The organism is Hyphomicrobium sp. ghe19 (genome assembly GCF_902712875.1).
Lineage (GTDB): Bacteria > Pseudomonadota > Alphaproteobacteria > Rhizobiales > Hyphomicrobiaceae > Hyphomicrobium_B.
On record NZ_LR743509.1, the window covers coordinates 2409500 to 2425469 of the forward strand.

Here is a 15970-nt window from a genome sequence, read left to right on the forward strand (position 1 = left end):
GTGTGAACACAGTTTGGATCACCCGGCCATGATCCGGCACAGCGCGGGAACCGTAATCATGAGTAGGATGCACTGGACGTCGACCAGCTGGCGCCTGGCGCCGCGAAACCAAAATTCTACAGCGGGAAGCGGATGACAACTTTTTCCTTCATCTCCGCGATCGCTTATTCATTCGCTGCGCTCTCCTTCGCGATGGCTCTCGGATGGCTAGCTTGGCTGAAGACGCGCAACTCCGGCTGGGTCGACACGACCTGGACTTTCAGCCTCGGACTGACGGGCGCCGCGGGCGCCCTGATCGGGGGCGGATTTTCCGCTCGTGCCGTGCTTGTTTCTTCTCTGGTGGCCATATGGGCCGGACGCCTCGGTCTCCATATCGCTCAGAGAACCACGGGCATTACAGATGATCCTCGGTACGCACGGCTCATCGCGGAGTGGGGTCCGGATGCAACGCGTCAGATGTTCTGGTTCGCGCAAAAACAGGCGTGGGTGAGCGTTCCGCTTGCGCTCTCGATCCTAATAGCGGCGTGGAATCCCACGCAAGGACTTCGCCTGCAGGATTTCATCGGCGCTTTCGTGCTTGTCTTCGCAATCGGCGGCGAAGCGCTGGCCGACTGGCAGCTCAATCGTTTTCGCAAAAATCCCGCCAACAAGGGCCGGGTGTGCGATCTGGGTCTTTGGCGCTTCTCCCGACATCCCAATTATTTCTTCGAGTGGGTTTGCTGGCTCGCCTATCCTATCGTCGCCATCGACATCCAGGGCGGGTATCTCTGGGGTTGGCTAGCGATTTCCGGCCCAATCGTGATGTATTGGCTGCTCGTTCACGTTTCAGGCATCCCGTTACTCGAGCAGCACATGCTGGTCCGTTCCGGCGATGAGTTTCGAAACTATCAGTCGCGCACGAACGCGTTTTTCCCGGGTTCACCGCGGAGCGTCTCATGAGATTTGTGGGAATTGCGCCACTGCGCATAGAGGCGCTTTCGAAAATTCATGCGGAGACGTAGCGCATCGCAAGGCACGCGGCAGCGCAGGCAATACCTGTCGCTAGTGCTCCCCAGGCCATATCTACGACGGTGAGCGGTAGCGACCAATTCCTCAAGGTCGCATAGTTCGTCAGGTCGTAGGTCGCGTAAGCAACGGCGCCAAAAAACAACCCATAGAGGAATGCCGTCCGGGCACTCGATGAAAGGCCCGGCAACGCCCCGAAAAACACAGCTCCTGCCCCGTAGAAGAGGTAAAAGACTATGGCAGGAACGACCCTCACGTTAGGTGCGGCCGAGTCTCCGAGGACGGGCAAGTAAAATTTCGGCACCATGACGCTGAGCCAGGCGAAATCCATCAATCCGAATACGATGAGAAATGCCAGGTAGCCCGTCAGAAAAATCATGGATGCCCGCCATCCATCATCGAGTTCAATTGAATTTTGTTCGGGCCGCTCGCTGATTTTTTTCGTTGGCGTCGAGCCTTCGCTATCGTGGCAGAAGGCGCCTGGCGACGGACGGACAGCTCAAAAGCCGCGAATATCGCAAGCAGAGGCAAGAACAAGATCGGCGAGACAATGGGCATGCCAACGTCCTTTTGTGATCGATGTTCGTGCTACGGGGGAAACACGCATTTGGATCTCCCACTCCTCGCAGCGTGCCGTTTAATGTTTTCTTACATCGAGCAAGCCTGTCAGCGCCGAGCACGCTGGACGGTGGTCTTTGGATTTACGACGGTGGCGGCTACGATGAGGGCTCGTGCTATCGCCCGCTGGGCTAGTGCCAAAACCGTGGATGCTTGGTGAATGCCAGCCTAAAGATTTCGAAACTGGCGATTAGGCTAAGACATTGAAAAGAATGGTCGGAGCGAGAGGATTTGAACCTCCGACCCCCAGTCCCCCAGTATGGTCAGCCGGCATTTTCGGGCGGGACACTACGAGTCGTGACAGTCGCGTGTCTCTATTTAATTTCCATAAGTTTCAAGCGAATACCATCTTTGCATCATATTCTGACTTCACATGGCCGGTAGCGTCTTGTCCCGGAGAAGACGCGTGAACCGGGACACCATTGGGACACGGGCATTGAAATTTTGCCCCGCCGAGCGTACCGAGTTGCATGCCCAAGATTGCGTGCAACGTGCTGACCGTCAAGTCACGGCTCAAAGGCGAGCCGGCCGTCTATCAAATAGCGGGCGTTCCCGGCCTCCACCTTGCGGTGCTCGGCAAGGGTCGTGGCTCATGGCGTCTGCGCTATAGACCACGCCGTGGCGCTGAAAAGCGCTGGCTTAAGATTGGTGACGCCCAAGTCATCGAGCTGGGCGATGCAATTACGAAAGCACGGGAGCTAATGGCCGGGCTGCAGCTTGACGGGTTAGACCCGAGATCTGCTGCCGACAGGGAAGCCGCCGCGAAGCTCACCTTCGGGGATTTGTACCTGGAGTGGCTTGACCACCCCGGCCGCAAGCGAACCCTGCGTGAGCGCACGCGTGAGGAATATGATCGCCTTTTTAAAACCCACATTGAAAAGCGCATCGGCTCGATAAAAATCGTGGCGCTCGACAAGGCCACGGTGAAAACCGAAATCGAAGAGATCCGGAAGGCGACCACGAATTTGAAGCGTGGCCAGCGTGGGCTACAGGCGACCAAGGCCCTCACGATCATCCGGGCCGTCTGCCGCTACGCCGTCGCCAAAGAGTATTCGGACAGAGATCCGACGCTCGGCATCGAACGGCCCGTGCCTGTCGCGCACCCCGATGGCAGACAACATAGGCCGCCATCGGACGACGAATTGAAAAAGCTCTGGGCAGGCACCGAAGCTGTGCACCCCAAGAGCCAGCGCGCCTACATGGAGCCGCAGACCCGGCGCGCGTTCAAGTTGTCGATACTGCTGGGCAAGCGCATCAGTGAACTGCTGGGGGCGCAAAAGAGCGAAGTGGAATTCGGACCCAACGCAAACCTGTTCATTCCCGGAAACCGCGAGGGGAACAAAAGCCACGAGGAGCAGCGCGTGCCGCTGCCACCCCTAGCCCAGAAACTCATCACAGAGGCTATGGACACCGATGACACATCGCCGTTCCTTTTTCCCGGTGGCAAAGATCCCCAGAAGACGATGAGCAGGCACACGCCGAGCCACGCTCTTAAAAAGCTCCGGGAGCGGCTAAAGATTGCGGAGAACGTGAGGCTTCACGATTTTCGGGGGCTGATCGTGGACCAACTCGCCGCGATGGGTGTTCCGAGCGAATACCGGTCGCACGTTCTGCACCATACCGGAGACATGCGGGCCACCCTCGCCGCCGAAGTCTACTCGACCTACGACTTCCTTCCGGAAAAGCGCCGGGCGCTGGAGCTTTGGGAAAAACGGCTCCTAGAAATCATTGAGAGCAAAAAGCCATCGGGTTTGCGCTGGTAGACTTTCTCCGGACCCGCATCTTCCGTATACGTCCCGTTAGCTGTAAACGTATACTCTGCATTGTGTACACGTGCACATGCGAAAATCCGCTGTAAACGTCTACCTGAGGCTCGCATGACCAAAGTTATTGCGATTGGTTCCGGAAAAGGCGGCAGTGGTAAAACCACGCTGACCGTGACGCTCGCCGTGCGCGCTTCGAAGGAAGCCAGGCGCGTGGCCATCATCGATCTCAACAGCGACCAGGGAAACTTATCTCAGTGGTGGTTGATCCGTGGGGAGCCTGACAACCCTCTGCTGTTCGATGACTTTGGCGATCTCGATACCCTGCTGTCTACGCTCCGCCGACAGAAATATGAGTGGGTTTTCCTGGACTGCCCGCCGGGCGATCTCGATTTGACCGAAAGCGCGATCATGGCCAGCGATGCCGTGCTTGTGCCTGTGAAGGCCAGTGCCTTCGATGCGTGGGCAGCAGAGTCCGTCACCGAAATCTGTAAGCGTCGCAAAGTTCCGTTTGCTTTCATTCTCACCGCCGTGGACAGCAAAATGAAGACGCTGAACGCGCACGCCATAAAGAACCTGTCGGCTGAAGGCCAGGTGTTCAAATCATCGATGGCCTACAAGGCATCGCAGATCAATGCTGTCGTTGCCGGTAAGGCAGGCTTCGAAGCGGACAAGGAATTGAAGCCGGAAGCCGACGCTATCTTCACCGAACTCAAGTCCTTGGCGGGAGGCACCAATGGCCGATGAGGATGTGAATGATTGGAGCGTGGCCCGTCAGAAGTGGGCGGGCAAGATGGACAACAAACGGAAAGCCCGGAAAGAGCGCGAGCGAAAGCTAGCAACGTCGATTGACAGGCGATCTCTCAAGGCCACCGACCGTGACTCCATCTTCAGTTTCCGAACGAATGCCGATTTGAAGCCGCTCGCCACGAAACTCGCGAAATCGCGCGGACTCGGCATCGGTGAACTCATGGAATCGCTCGTGCTCGCCGCAGCTCGCGAGCAAGAGGCCGACAATGCTTAGGCTGTTCGGAGCGCTCTTCCTCGCGTTTTCCGCGGGCGCATGGGCGTTGGCACTCTTTGGGCAGTGGCCCCTCCACCTGGGTGTGGCGGTATCGCTGATGTTTTCTGGAGCAGCGTTCGCACTTGTGCCGTGGTGGTTTCAGGTGACTGCCGACGACTCCAAGCCGGTCGTCTCGCAGCCTGCACCCGTGAGACCCGAACCCGCGAGAGAAGAGTCGATGATGCCGGTCGGTTCTGTGCCCGCAATCATGCCCGAAGTTTTAGCGCCCGCGAAGGGCAAGAAAATCGAGATCCGCAGAGCCTATGAAGCTTACGTTCTGGCATGCCGACGATCCGGTGCGCAAGCCGTGCCTCCGATCGAATTCGTGCCGCTGATGCAGAGGCTTTGCGGCATGCTCAACATCGAGACGCAACGTCGCGGGGAATACGTGTACCTGCTCGATGTGAACGTAAACAGGTGAAAGGTTTTGGCCAAAATCGGTGGCTCAGCGCTGCGCCGTTGAATTGACCTTAGTTGCGCGCCCGACAATGTGCACCAGCCTCGGCGTGTCGCCTATATAGGCCATAACCTTGGTCTTGGAAAACAGGACAGGCCCTTCGGCTGATGTCATCCAGTCGTCAGCGGCGAGCACGATGGCCCCTTCATTAAGGCTAGCGCACCCCTCCTTGGCGATTGAGTTATGATTGAGCGCGCCCGCCGACGCGATGCTTTGCAGCCGGTCGAGTTGAAACAGGTACTCGCAGACGACGCTACCAGCCTCGACCCGGAAAGCGCGATCTTTCGAGACCCACTCCTGAGACCTCTCAACACGCTCGGCGGCTGCCTCGGCGGTCAAGTTCCGGGCTCTGACGTAGTTGTTCGTGTAACTTTCGCCCGCGCTGTAGAAGTAAGCCAGAGCGACGCCGCATATCGCGCCAATGACAATCTTCTCGCCTGTATTCATCGCAATCTCCTCACCCGCCGGACTTATAGCCGAGTCGTTCCGAATTGGTTGCCAGTAGCGGGTGAATGACCTTTGCGAGGCGGCTTAGTAAGGCCGGATGAGCCATGTCACCTCACCCGGCCTTTTGCGGCTCTAGCAGGGGCAATCAGAACACCTGCGAGCGCTCGCGATCAATCGGTGTGGCTGCGTGAAAGCCTGATCAATCGCTCCCAATTGGGCTATTAAGCCCATCCAATTTCGAATTGCTCAATATCAGCAATTACGAGCTTTTCTCTCAAAAATTTTTGAGCGGCCATTTACAACCTCTGATTACTGTGACTTTATCGCCAATGTCAAATTAATTTTTTACGAGATTTGCAAATGAGCCGAAAGTTATATGCCCGGGCAAAGGTAATTGAGGCCCTATGTGGTTTCAGCAGTTGGCGCGTTCGGCGCGATATCAAGCTGTACAAAATCCCGTCAAAGACCAGGCGTGAATCGCCATTGAAATATTATGACCTGGCCGCATTCGAGAAGACGCTCGGATATCAATTCACCGAAGCCCAAATAAATTCCGTAGTCGAGCGGCTAACACGCCCCGTCGTTATTGAGGACAACTGAAATGAAAATATTCAGCCGTGCCGAGTCTCCCTCGCTCATTGAGCGATACATGGCGAATGTCGAGCGCACAAAAACGGAAATCGCCGACATTGAAAATAATATTCCGAAAAAGCGAATGCGAATTGAAAAATTAGCATTGGCTGCTGACGATGGGGACGCCACGGCCCGGGCCGAAATAGACAAATTGTACGACCAGATTGAAACGGACCGCCGGGACATCGAGATCAAAAACGCCGTCCTGAAGCGAGCAGTTGCCGATCTCGATAAAGAGCGTGCCGCGAAGCAAGCGAGTGACGATCAGCTCGCCATGGCCAACTTGCTCAAATTGCTTGCCAAGCGTGAAACGTTCGCGAAAGACATCGAGCGCGGCTTCCGCATCGCGGCTGAGGGTATAGCCGGGATCACCGACATCAACAGGAAAGCGGCCGGCGCGTGGCGATCCACATGGCCCGGTGGATTTGAAGCGCTGATTGGCGCGGATCAATCATACACGCGGCCATCCCCGGGCGAAATCCTTGCACGGCGCGTTCAGACCGGCGGCTATACCCCGGCCCCCGGCCTCGCGGAATTTGTTCGCCAGACGCTTGGCCATCTCTGCGCCGAATATCAAATCCGCATCCCAGAACCGGCATACAGCACGACGCGCGACCCCTACTTCCCGGGGCTCACCGCTTCATACGCGGCCGTCACGACGCGCCTCAAAAAGATGTTCACAGAACAGGCATCGGAACCCTTGCCACCGGCTGAGCCGTTGCCAGAACGCGAAACAGAGCAGCCCTTGCCACCGGATGAGCCGTCGCAAACTTCAACACTCCCGGCTGAGCCACACGGGCCGATAAGCGATGAGGAAATCGCGCAGGCCAATAAAGACGGCACCGCGCAGTATAGACCTGGCTGGGCATTAAGTGGCCGCGAGTGGGTCAAAGGGGAAGCCTACGGCAAAAAGCCCGCCGCTACCGTGGCACCCGGAACTGATTTCAACGTGTTCGATGGCGGCGACATTTGACCTTTCAACATTTCAAAAAGGAGTTTTTCAATCATGTCTGATGAACCATTAAAAGCATTCGAACCGTTCGCGGGTCGTCCGGTCGCTGCTGACGAACAGAATATTTCCGCGCTGATCAACTCCGACCACGCCAACGAGGCAGATCTCCGCGCACTTGGCCGCATTGCCGAAGCAGACGCGTTGAAGGCTTCCCGTGATGGCCGAGTTGCCGAATGGCGAACAGCAGCGGGCCTTGCAACCCCGACAACGCCAGATCCGAAAGTGGTAGCGGCTGCTGACTACGGCATTCGCCTCGATGCGAAGCCATCAGATTATCGTCGCGTAGATCTGAGTGCCTTCGCACGAGAGCGTGATCCTGCCCGCGTCGAAAACGTGAGGGTGGAGTTGGCAGAGGTCATGTCAGCCCTCAAAATCGATGTGCCGTCCGGCCAAATGATCATGCAGCATATTGCCGAGCAGAGTCCGAAGCTCGCGGCTATGACACCTGCGGAGCGTGAGACGTGGGCGGCCACGCAGGAACGTGATCTCGTGAGGTCGGCCGCTATACGCTCAACGACAGTCGAAGCGCTTAAGGCCAATGCGAAGGCCCTGCTGAGCAGTCACCCGTTCGGTGCAACGATCGCCGCCAGTGCCATGATTTCGAGCCCGACAGTGCTCTTAATTTTGCACGATCACGCGAAGGCAATTCAGGCTTGGAAGGGCAAATAAAGCCGGAATGAAAAGCGCCGCTCGGTTGCCCCCGGGCGACGCTCAATTTCAATGGAGTGTTTGGAGTATCAACAATGCCAATTTTATATCAAAAGCCGTCGCGGCGCAATGGCGCTGAATTTTGCGAGCGAATACGCCGATATAGCGAACGCCAACCCACATTGCTGGGATACCGGGTTGCCGCGATCCATGACCAGCACGATGGCAGCGTAAAAATCTCATGGCTGACGCTAGAATCTTGCGAGCGGTTTGTCCGCAATTACCAAACAGCCGAAAAAGAAAAGGCCCCTTCGGCGGCGCACTGAAGGGGCCAATAACGGAATGGTTAGTGCAGTAGCAGTCAATCAACCCCTGTTGCAGAGAGATTGTGTCATGAATCTACTACCCCCGGCCGATATTGTCAAATCGGACATCGAATTAGCTTGCAAACATATTGAGCTTTTAACAGGCGACCCTAATTCCCCGTGCCATTGGCGACTATTGCATGATAGCCGCAAAAACGACCCCGAATATCCGGCGCGGAACAGGTTCGGCACCGTCACCGATCTATGGCCCGAATTCGAGCAAGCCCAGTCGGACGGCTATGGCGTCTTCGTTGTCGTCAATGCCGGTGGCCACAGCGATACCGAGATAGAATCGATCCGCGCCGTCTTTATCGATGGTGACGATAAGCCGATGCCGAGCACCTGGCACTGCATGCCGTCGTTCTTCGTCCAGCGCTCGGCCACACGCTGGCACGTCTATTGGGTGATGCACGGCATGCGTGTCGACGACTTCAAACCGGCTCAGCTTCGCCTAGCGGCGCACTACGGCACCGATACCGCCGTCTGCAATCCTTCGCGCGTCATGCGTCTCGCCGGCACGCTGCACCTCAAAGTTTCGAGCAATCCGCAATTGATGCAGCTCGAGATCGGTGGTGGCTGGGATCTTATGGGGCCATACGAGACACGCGAAGTGCTCACCGATTTGGCGACCGTGGCCGTCAAGCTCGCGGAGCCCCGGGGAGCCGCGCCAGGTGTCACGGTGGACCACCCGGATAATGTCCGGCGCTACGCCGTTTACCTGCAAGGCTTGGTGGCTCAGGGCAAGGTAGCGATTGAAGGTCAGAAGGGCGACAATCACACGCTCCAGGTTGGCATGAAAGGCATGGATCTAGGGTGCTCGACCGAAAAGGTGCATGCGCTGATGCTCACGCATTTCAACACTCATTGCGTGCCACCGTGGGATGCTGACGAGCTTGCCGTTAAGGTGATAAATGCCGCGAATTCACGCAAAAATGCATTCGGCAGCGATGCAGTGAACCCGTCGGCGGAAGAATTCGGCAACATCGTCAAGAATGCCAATACGCAGCCCGCGGCCACTGGAGAAGATCTGCCGCTGCTCGAATTCGAGTCTGGCGATAGGTTGCTGGACGAAGAACCAGAGCCAATTGAATGGTTGATTGATGGCCTGGTTGAGAAGGGCGAAGCCGTCATGCTCTCTGGCCCCGGCGGCGTGCACAAATCCCGCACGGCCATGCACTGGGGACTGGCCATCTCCGAAGGCGAGCCGATCTATGGCCGGAAGACCGAACGCGCGGCATTCGTCTACCTGAGCTACGAAGACGTGCGCAAGAAAGTCAAAAACCGAATGCACCTGATGACGAAGCGATTAGGCGGCACCTGGGGCAGCAACATGCGCTATCGCGATATGACTGACCGCAGCCAGGAATTCTTGCTTGGTGTCACCAGCGCGGCCGACCTGTCACCACAGCCGCTCTATTTTCAGCTTCGCAAGTACCTCCAAGGCATCGCTGGCCACAAATTCGTGGTGCTCGATTCGACCTATAACGTGGTGAAGTTCAGCGGCAACGCCAAGATTGATGACGGTGCCGTCAACGAAGCCGTCAAATTCCTTCGTCGCCTCGGGCGGGAAACGAACAGCACAGTCATGTTCCTGTGGCACCCGTCCTATTCAGGCCAGTCGCGCGGTGACAATTCAGGATGGTCTACCGCTTGGAATGACGCGCCGCGGGCCAAGCTCAGTCTCAGCCGGCCACCGAAGGGCAAGGATGGCAAGCACGCCCACAATGGCTTCGACCTGACCGTGGAGAAGGCCAGCGATGGTCCTACGGGCTCTGTGCACACGCTCTATTGGGCGGATGGGGTGCTGCTTCCGGTGAGCGGCTCCAAGATCACGAACCTGATGGAAGCTTGCGTCAAGGTGGCCACGCTCGCCGCTGACAAGGGAGTTCCCATTGTCCGACGCCGCGCCGTGGCAGGATGGGTGATTGATGCCATCGAAGCCGAGTGCGGGGATAGGCCGGTAGAGCGGCAAATCCTGGAGATGTTAGAGGATGCCAACCAGTGGAAACGGCTCTGCTACATAAAGGCGAAAAGCAAAACCAAGGCGGGGTTTTACCCCTTTGGGGCGAAAGAGCTACCGAGTGGCGAAATAATGAATGCCCCGGAAACAGAGTTTGACCCCGAGCGGAATTATCGCATTTCCGAACCTGAATAATGCAATGCCTAAACCCTGGCCTAAATGGCTGGAGAGGCCTAACACAAGGCCTCGCAAGCCTGGAGGGGGTATGGGGGAACCTGACTTCCACCTTGACTTCCACCGCGACTTCCACCGAAAGATCAATGGGTTGCGAGGTCGGTGGAAGTGGAAGTGGGGTGACTTCCACCGCGACTTCCACCATGTCTTTCCACCGAGCACAACTAATTATTCCCATTTTTCGGGGTTTGAAATGGATTCGGCTATTACATCGCGCGGTATGGGAAGCAGAAAGTATTTACATTAGGAATTGTCGAGTCATTCGAGTAGTTTTCAGTCAAATCATTGATATTAAAGATCGAAATAATCCGATTTCAGCATTCCACAGACTTCCCATTCCTAGGCGTATAGGCCTTAATACACGCAGACGCGTTTACCTATAGGTCAAGCAGCCAATTAAACTCGCTAAGTGCAAATTCCCGAATTAGATCGCTAATTCCTGGAGCACTCGGTTCACCGAGCTGCGGCTTACCCCCAATTTGCGCGAAATAAAGGTGGCCCCGTGCTCTTGGGTTTTTAATTCGATGATCCTGGCCTTCACATCGTCGGCGATTGGCTTGCGTCCTTTGTATTTGCCTTCAGCCTTGGCCTTGGCGATTCCCTCGCGCTGCCGTTCGAGCATCATCTCGCGCTCAAACTGAGCGACACCGCCCATGACATTCAGCATGAGTTTGCCTGTCGACGTTGTGGTGTCGATCCCTAGCCCCAGGATTTGGATGGCCGCGCCTTCAGTTTCGATCCGTTTGATGATTGCCCACATATCCTGAACATTGCGCGCGAGGCGGTCCAGCTTCGTCACCACGACCACGTCGCCAGGCCTCATCATATGCAGCACCTTCTCAAGTTGCGGGCGTTCAGCAACGCTGCTCACCTTCTCCTGGTAGACACGTTCGCAGCGGGCGGCTTCGAGGTCACGGATCTGAGCTTCGAGCCCGGCTTCCTGTTCTATTGTCGATGTCCGTGCATATCCTATTCGCATGATATCAGCTCCAATTGGTTCAATAGGGTCTTAGAATAGTGAGCTGATTTAGCTCAGAAAGCAATAGAGCTATTTATATGGGCCACATTCGCAATTGCTCAATTGGGGAGGGTCTAAAGACGCAGCTTATTCACACTCGATATTGGAATTGGACATTCAGATCTGTTTGACGCGTGGCGAAGGCCCGCCAATAGCTGGTGCTGCGACTGGCCAAAAAGACCGGATGCACCCTACCCGGCACCACCGGAAAAACCTCACCTATTCGTATGTCCAGAAACACTCTCTCCCGCGCCGGACGGCGAATTTCGGGCGAAATGTTTCCATAAGTCAATTTATCTCCAATGCGGGGAAGTCGGTCTAAAATTCGGGCGAGTTGCGCCTAATAATCGGAATATAGATTTCGAATAGGAATTTGAATTCGAGTCACGATTAGATGCTGCATTGAAATATTACTCGTGCTTGAATCCATGGCAGTGAATTGGCGAACTGAGGAGTATTGCGTCATGACCGCCTACGACACCTATAAAGCCGCACACGAAGCCGCCGAGAGCACGCACGCCGCGAATGTCACTGCATCGCGCGCAACGCGTGAGACTGCGATCCGAGCCGCGGAGCTGGCCAGGATTGCGAGTGATCCGTCCCGTTCGAATCCCACTGCGGGTGGCACGCAGACTGCGGCCACGGCCGCGGCTGACGCTGCGCACAGGGCCACGGTCGCGGCGAGCGCCAAGGTCAAGAATGCTGCATTAACGGCAGCATGGCTGACACTGCGCAATAGTGGTTCCTGGGTTGGACACCCCGGCGGTCCCGGCATGGATGCAGCCGCGTGGCAAAGCTGAGGCATGTTGAAAAATGTCGCATTTAAAACTTGTCGAACCCCCCGCCCTCACCCCTGAAGACCACCGGCAGCGTTACCGCGATGCGCACGGCGGATCAGAAAAGCGGCATCACTACCGCGTGACCGAAGCTGAGCGCCTGTATGCCAGTGAGGTGCTGAGGGCAAATACTGAGCGCAAAGTTGCGATTGAGAACGCGCCGAAAATTTATGGCAGTTCCGACAGCAGCAACGGCACATTTCAGTGTGGAGATGATGTTGCTATCGAAGCCGCGGAAGCCGCGTTTCGCAGGGCCCATGCGGTGGCCGACAAAAAACGCATTCGCGCCATTGAACGGAGTCGCGAAATCTGCGGCAATGAAATCAACGCGGCAAAGCTTGCGTTTCGGAATTCGCCCGGCTGGCTGGGATACTTCCCATGACCGTACGCTTTTACGAGAAAATCGCAGAGGCTGAAGAAGCTCACCGTCTGCGCTTGGCCGAAATGGAAGCCGCAATCGCAGACGCTCTGTGCACTTTGAGGGATGCGTATCGCACGAAAGGTGTCGAACCTAATTTACGCGTCGTGGCGAAGCTGGCCGCAGAATGCGCGGAATGCAGCGCCGAACTAGCCAGAAGCAGCGCGCACCTTCTCGAAGCCGAGAAGTCCGCCGCGAGCCATGAGTTCGGCATCTATCCGAAATTTCCCCTTATCCACTGAGGAAACCCGATGCCGGAACGATACCCCGACAAATGGCAGAGCAGCGAAGATTTTACAGAGCGTTTCTGTGCTCACGTCGAAATGATGACGCGCAACATTTTCACAGCTCGTGACCTAGCCGAATCCATAGCGTGGATCGCATCATATCGGCGCACGTTCTACGCCGGGCTGAAGTCGGTAATCTCGCTCTAGGAATCTGAGCAACCCAATCACCGCGATTGCTTCGGCAAGCGTAAGGCAGTACGCCACCCACCAAGACCAGCAAGGAATCAGCGAGGACGTGCCTGCTTCTAGCAACTTTAGAACGGCAGCGCGCGGCTTGATATCAGGCTAGATCCTCGGCACCAAGTATGCAGAGGCGGAGAAGTCATCCGCCCTGGCGCGAAGAAGCTAATTGGAAATGCCATAAATGTGCGGACCTTGGAAATCTTCAAGTCGCAGGAGAGTGTCTATCGCCGGGATCACCCTCAAATTGGCTAAAGATCAAGACATCCAAGCGCCATGCTACCGCTGATCGTCACGAGCTTCCTCACCAGAACCGTTAGCGGTATGATCATTTTGCCGGTCTACTTGCGAGTATGGCTGTTTGATAAGCCGTTCTATGAAGTTGAGTGGTGCCGCGCTGAATGGTTTGCTGTGGGTCGGGTAGACCAAGAAGCGAAGCGATTTTCTATATGCGGAATTGGGTAGGTCCTTTGCAAAGTGTTCAAGAAGCTGCTTGGGATTGAGAAAGTATTTTGCTTCCTCGCCGTCTTTCAATTCTGTCGGTAGGTTGCTGTTGCTCGGGTGCGTTGAATTCAGCTGATAGAAATATTTTCGCTTCAGAGGTCCCCAATTTAGCCATCCGGCATTCCAGCCGAGAGCTACAATACTTACGGGACGAAGTGCGGTATTTGTTATTGTTACGACTAGATATTCTTTTGCAGGGTTTGGGCCCCCGACTTCCTCCATTACAACGGCGCTGACTTTCAAAGAAATCTTTTCTCCTCTCAAACCCAGGTAGAGTGCCGCAATTACCGCAGCGATCGTGCCGAGTGATGATATCCAGGTTCCCGTAACCTCCCATAGTCGAAGTGTGTGTTCCGAGCCGTCGAAAAGCCAAGCTATGCTTTCGAGCATCACGGCTGGCCTGCGAGCAGGTAAAGATCAATCAGCGCTATCATCACAACTCATCTGCTTTCTCTGTCCGCGTGCCGTGCATGGGACTTTGCTACGACGCGTGTTGTAATCCATATTGCGATCGATCTGGGCGAGATTGAGAGGCGCGCCTCGCGCTCATCGCATTCGCGTCGAGGTGCGGCTGGGGGCACTTGCTGATAAAGCTTCGCTAGCCTTTTTGGGTTCTCGTATTCTGTGCCGCAACCCCACCGGGCGTTCCCGGTCATTAAAATTATTTAGCCCCAGGCCTCGCGGCCACTAGATGTTCTCATCAAATCATGTAAATCGTCCTATGCGCTTCAGAAAATAGTTTTTTCCATTCCAATCCTATCTCACCGTTGATTTGAATGTCTCAGGGCGATCAATGTGCCGATATTTCGGCCAATCCATACTCGGGCAATAGCGAACGAAGCTATCAGATCGTTGCCCGGCACGGCGAGGGGCGAGGCACAACCGCCGAACGTCGAAATCGAAAACGCCACATTAAATGTCTGATCCGTCGATGGTACAAAAAGCATCGCAAGCAATTACCCCTTTATAAGAGGTTGCGGGGAATATCGAAGCCCGTCTTGATGAGCCAGTATAGGCCCAATCACATTGCGGACATTTTGGTCTCCGACCGCAAAAGAAACTGGAAACCGATCTCGCGACGGAAGCGTCAGGAGATCACAATCACGCTAAAAAACCTATCGTTCATCGACAATCCTCGGCAAACGATGCAGATGCTTCGGACTCTTGCGCAGAGCGAATCCGAGTATCTCTCGGTGCGCGTGAATTTCGATGATGTCAGTGTCGCCGATTTAGGTGCCTACGTTGTGCTTGGGGAACTTTGGCAAAACCTATCTCCGGTATTTAGTGGCGGTAGAATACATCCCGCGGTTCAGAAGGTGATCGACGCTGTCGCCCTTCGGAAGTATCTGCACATGGCACCCTTCACGTACAAACAGAGGGCGACCGGAATGTGGGCGCTACCGATGCGTCGCCGGCACTCTGTCGGCGAAGAGATGACAATCGACCGACAACTCGGTCCGCAGAAGCGAGAAAAGGTTGCGGACGAGTTTTGTGACTGGATCGATGAATGCTTGGGCGTTCCTGAGATTAATCAGCAGTTGACGCAAGATGGCAAAGCTTGGGTCGCTAATCTTATCGGTGAGTTGCTTGACAACGCCGAGCGTCATAGTGGTTCGACGACTGGCGATGGTGTTTGGTCGGTGGCAGGATTTATGTCTCAAACACACAACGGAGAGGCGCCGGGTTTCATGCTTTCCGTCGCAATCCTCAGCTTAGGACAATGTATATCGGATAGTCTGCGAAGTGCTGCTGATGCAGTGCAGGATCGGATGAATAAATACGCCGAGCAACACAAGAAATCTGGGTGTGGCGGCGGAACCCTAAGAACTGTCGTAGCATTACAGGACTACGTAACCAGGGTAAAAGAGGCCTCCGAGGATGAGCGCGGAGGAATAGGATTTCAGGAAGTTTTTGATTTCGCTCACGAACTTGGTCAGAATTCAGTGGACTCCAAAATGCCTCGGATAACCCTTATATCTGGGCGTGCCTGCGTTCATGTTGCGCATCCCTTTGTTAAGGGTGAGCGCACAGAAGGTGATGGCAGGCCACGAGAACTATGGTTTAATGCTGAAAACACGCCGAGTAACGCTCCGGAAAGCTCTCATGTCTATGATCTCGGCGAGGAGTTTCCTGGTACGCTGATTACGATCAGAATCAACTTAGACCCTACAGTGCTTCGAGCGGGTATCAACGAGTAGTACTATGCCACAGGTTATTGATCTCAGCCGTCTCACTGGAAATGGCAAGGTGAAGAACCTTAGCGGCCATGATAAAGGCACTGCAGCTCGCAGAAGCTTTGATCTTGACGTGCTTGATCACTCCTCCGAGCCTGTGGATGTGGTCGTTCCCCCGTTTGTATATGCTGTAAGTAGCTCTTTCGTGCAGGGGATGTTTAAGCCGAGCTTGAACGTCCTTGGAACCCTTGAAGCCTTTTTCGAGCATTATCGGTTCGTCGCCGACGCGGCGGTAATTCGACAGATAGAGCGTGCTCTTACTCCGAGTCGGCTTGCAGCGGCTTAGTC

At 55.5% G+C, this 15970-nt stretch carries 17 protein-coding genes; 13 read left to right on the forward strand and 4 right to left on the reverse strand.

Annotated elements, in window-relative coordinates:
* The first annotated feature begins 132 nt into the window (after window positions 1–132).
* Window positions 133–939: a DUF1295 domain-containing protein gene (locus tag AACL53_RS11515; protein WP_339084642.1), complete on the forward strand. Its 807-nt coding sequence runs from the start codon at window positions 133–135 to the stop codon at window positions 937–939.
* A 46-nt stretch (window positions 940–985) separates the two neighbouring features.
* Here the strand turns inward: AACL53_RS11515 and AACL53_RS11520 are convergent, their stop codons facing one another.
* Window positions 986–1384 (reverse strand): DUF2177 family protein, encoded by a 399-nt coding sequence (locus tag AACL53_RS11520; protein WP_339084643.1) that lies wholly within the window; start codon window positions 1382–1384, stop codon window positions 986–988.
* 709 nt (window positions 1385–2093) lie between these two features.
* Between AACL53_RS11520 and AACL53_RS11525 the strand changes: the two genes are divergently transcribed.
* From AACL53_RS11525 to AACL53_RS11540, 4 genes are all read left to right on the forward strand, one after another.
* Window positions 2094–3386 carry a tyrosine-type recombinase/integrase gene (locus tag AACL53_RS11525; RefSeq protein ID WP_339084644.1) on the forward strand — a complete coding sequence of 431 codons (1293 nt, stop codon included), beginning with the start codon at window positions 2094–2096 and terminating at the stop codon, window positions 3384–3386.
* 114 nt (window positions 3387–3500) lie between these two features.
* Window positions 3501–4133: a ParA family protein gene (locus AACL53_RS11530; protein ID WP_339084645.1), complete on the forward strand. Its 633-nt coding sequence runs from the start codon at window positions 3501–3503 to the stop codon at window positions 4131–4133.
* Entirely contained in the window at window positions 4123–4410 is a 288-nt protein-coding gene (locus AACL53_RS11535; RefSeq protein ID WP_339084646.1) for a hypothetical protein, read from the forward strand. Before AACL53_RS11530 ends, AACL53_RS11535 begins: the two co-directional genes overlap by 11 nt.
* On the forward strand, window positions 4403–4870 hold the full coding sequence (locus tag AACL53_RS11540) for a hypothetical protein (RefSeq protein WP_339084647.1): 468 nt from the start codon (window positions 4403–4405) through the stop codon (window positions 4868–4870). Before AACL53_RS11535 ends, AACL53_RS11540 begins: the two co-directional genes overlap by 8 nt.
* A 24-nt stretch (window positions 4871–4894) precedes the next feature.
* On the opposite strand, the gene AACL53_RS11545 is transcribed toward AACL53_RS11540, so the two are convergent.
* The gene (locus AACL53_RS11545; RefSeq protein WP_339084648.1) at window positions 4895–5353 is read right to left on the reverse strand and encodes a hypothetical protein; all 459 of its coding nucleotides are present in this window, start codon (window positions 5351–5353) and stop codon (window positions 4895–4897) included.
* Window positions 5354–5954: 601 nt separating this feature from the next.
* Between AACL53_RS11545 and AACL53_RS11550 the strand changes: the two genes are divergently transcribed.
* The 3 genes from AACL53_RS11550 (at window position 5955) to AACL53_RS11560 (ending at window position 10166) form a co-directional block, all read left to right on the forward strand.
* The gene (locus AACL53_RS11550; RefSeq protein WP_339084649.1) at window positions 5955–6959 is read left to right on the forward strand and encodes a hypothetical protein; all 1005 of its coding nucleotides are present in this window, start codon (window positions 5955–5957) and stop codon (window positions 6957–6959) included.
* Window positions 6960–6992: 33 nt separating this feature from the next.
* A complete protein-coding gene (locus AACL53_RS11555; RefSeq protein WP_339084650.1) occupies window positions 6993–7667 on the forward strand; it encodes a hypothetical protein in 675 nt (224 codons plus the stop codon).
* A gap of 249 nt (window positions 7668–7916) precedes the next feature.
* A complete protein-coding gene (locus tag AACL53_RS11560) occupies window positions 7917–10166 on the forward strand; it encodes an AAA family ATPase (RefSeq protein ID WP_339084651.1) in 2250 nt (749 codons plus the stop codon).
* A 463-nt stretch (window positions 10167–10629) separates the two neighbouring features.
* Here AACL53_RS11560 and AACL53_RS11565 read toward each other — a convergent pair whose 3' ends face one another.
* A complete protein-coding gene (locus AACL53_RS11565) occupies window positions 10630–11184 on the reverse strand; it encodes a recombinase family protein (RefSeq protein WP_339084652.1) in 555 nt (184 codons plus the stop codon).
* A 503-nt stretch (window positions 11185–11687) separates the two neighbouring features.
* Between AACL53_RS11565 and AACL53_RS11570 the strand changes: the two genes are divergently transcribed.
* Genes AACL53_RS11570 through AACL53_RS11580 form a run of 3 tightly spaced genes read left to right on the forward strand, consistent with a single transcriptional unit; the run spans window position 11688 to window position 12719 of the window.
* Entirely contained in the window at window positions 11688–12023 is a 336-nt protein-coding gene (locus tag AACL53_RS11570; protein ID WP_339084653.1) for a hypothetical protein, read from the forward strand.
* Between the two features lie 13 nt (window positions 12024–12036).
* Window positions 12037–12441 (forward strand): hypothetical protein, encoded by a 405-nt coding sequence (locus tag AACL53_RS11575; RefSeq protein WP_339084654.1) that lies wholly within the window; start codon window positions 12037–12039, stop codon window positions 12439–12441.
* Window positions 12438–12719 (forward strand): hypothetical protein, encoded by a 282-nt coding sequence (locus AACL53_RS11580; RefSeq protein WP_339084655.1) that lies wholly within the window; start codon window positions 12438–12440, stop codon window positions 12717–12719. Before AACL53_RS11575 ends, AACL53_RS11580 begins: the two co-directional genes overlap by 4 nt.
* Window positions 12720–13223: 504 nt before the next feature.
* Here the strand turns inward: AACL53_RS11580 and AACL53_RS11585 are convergent.
* Complete coding sequence (locus AACL53_RS11585) at window positions 13224–13841, reverse strand: hypothetical protein (RefSeq protein WP_339084656.1); 618 nt, start codon at window positions 13839–13841, stop codon at window positions 13224–13226.
* A 383-nt stretch (window positions 13842–14224) separates the two neighbouring features.
* On the opposite strand from AACL53_RS11585, the gene AACL53_RS11590 reads away from it, so the two are divergent.
* Window positions 14225–15646, forward strand: a complete 1422-nt coding sequence (locus tag AACL53_RS11590) for a hypothetical protein (protein ID WP_339084657.1) — start codon at window positions 14225–14227, stop codon at window positions 15644–15646.
* Between the two features lie 4 nt (window positions 15647–15650).
* Window positions 15651–15968: a hypothetical protein gene (locus AACL53_RS11595; protein ID WP_339084658.1), complete on the forward strand. Its 318-nt coding sequence runs from the start codon at window positions 15651–15653 to the stop codon at window positions 15966–15968.
* Window positions 15969–15970: the final 2 nt, after the last annotated feature.